At 46.3% G+C, this 1,082-nt stretch carries 2 protein-coding genes; one reads left to right on the top strand and one right to left on the bottom strand.

Annotated features, from left to right (window positions below):
* Positions 1-44: 44 nt before the first annotated feature.
* Positions 45-500 (top strand): GNAT family N-acetyltransferase, encoded by a 456-nt coding sequence (locus tag R8O11_RS25155; RefSeq protein WP_318194602.1) that lies wholly within the window; start codon positions 45-47, stop codon positions 498-500.
* A 10-nt stretch (positions 501-510) separates the two neighbouring features.
* Here the strand turns inward: R8O11_RS25155 and R8O11_RS25150 are convergent, their stop codons facing one another.
* Positions 511-1,023: a DUF2799 domain-containing protein gene (locus R8O11_RS25150; protein WP_005484189.1), complete on the bottom strand. Its 513-nt coding sequence runs from the start codon at positions 1,021-1,023 to the stop codon at positions 511-513.
* Positions 1,024-1,082 lie beyond the last annotated feature (59 nt).

Here is a 1,082-nt window from a genome sequence, read left to right as displayed (position 1 = left end):
TATGAGACAGCCGCTTTAGCTAGGAAAACACCAAGGATGGAAATATGAGAATTGAAATCGAAGATTTAGAACGGCCGCAGGTGCTTGCGTTGTTGGAAGAGCATTTACAGGACATGTACGCTACATCGCCACCAGAGAGCGTGCATGCGTTAGATGTAAGCAAGTTGAAGCTGCCTTCAATCACGTTTTGGACGGGCTGGGATGGTGAGCAGCTATTGGGATGTGTGGCAATGAGCCAACTAGAAGATGGTCACGCAGAGTTGAAATCGATGCGTACGACGCCGTCGGCGAGAAAACAGGGCGTGGCATCCCGCTTACTCAATCACGTGATTGAGCAAGCGAAACATCAGGGGATACAACGTTTAAGTTTGGAAACTGGGTCGATGGCATTTTTTGAACCCGCGCATCGCCTATATGAAAAACATGGTTTCGCGTACTGCGAGCCGTTTGGCGACTATCAACCTGATCCAAATAGCCGCTTTATGACCCTATCGTTGTAGCCCGTCGCAACTAAAAGTTAAAGTAGTAATTAGCTCCTGGCGAGATGAGTGATGCACGCTCACGCGCCAGTTGTTTTCTTCTCTCTCTAATACGCTTCGCGTTGTCTTTATCTAAGTTTGCATCCAATTGATGATCAAGGCGTGATATCTCCGCATCTAATGCGTTAATGCGTTGTTGACGCTGATATTCTTGATGGCCTAACTGATAGTTTTTAAGGAAAAGATCGTTAGAGCAAACGCCATAGTAGGTTTTTCCTTCTACACCCACCGTGTAACCATTGTCTGGCGAACAGTAAAGAATGGTGCCTTTATCAAAACCGTCTTGCCACTCAACGTGATTTGGCGTTACGCCTGCTTCGCGACAGTCTTTAATATATTCGTACAAAATGTTTGGGTTGTTACCTGAGCGGCCATCTTGGTAGCCGACGCGATACCAATCTGCGGTTTGGCATTGTTCTGGCGACATGCTGCTACAACCAGAAAGTAATGCAAACATGGCAAAGAGAAGCGCAATGCGTTTCATGAAGTGGATTCCTTGTTACTGCGTTAGGTTCGCTGAGTATAAATGAACAGTATTCATGT

This window comes from Vibrio sp. 1288 (genome assembly GCF_033344475.1).
This window is presented reverse-complemented; position numbering and strand designations above follow the sequence as displayed.

Excerpts from the sequence above, each read along its gene's own strand:
- R8O11_RS25155 (WP_318194602.1), top strand. The coding sequence starts at position 45 with ATGAGAATTGAAATCGAAGATTTAGAACGGCCGCAGGTGCTTGCGTTG.
- R8O11_RS25150 (WP_005484189.1), bottom strand. The coding sequence starts at position 1,023 with ATGAAACGCATTGCGCTTCTCTTTGCCATGTTTGCATTACTTTCTGGT.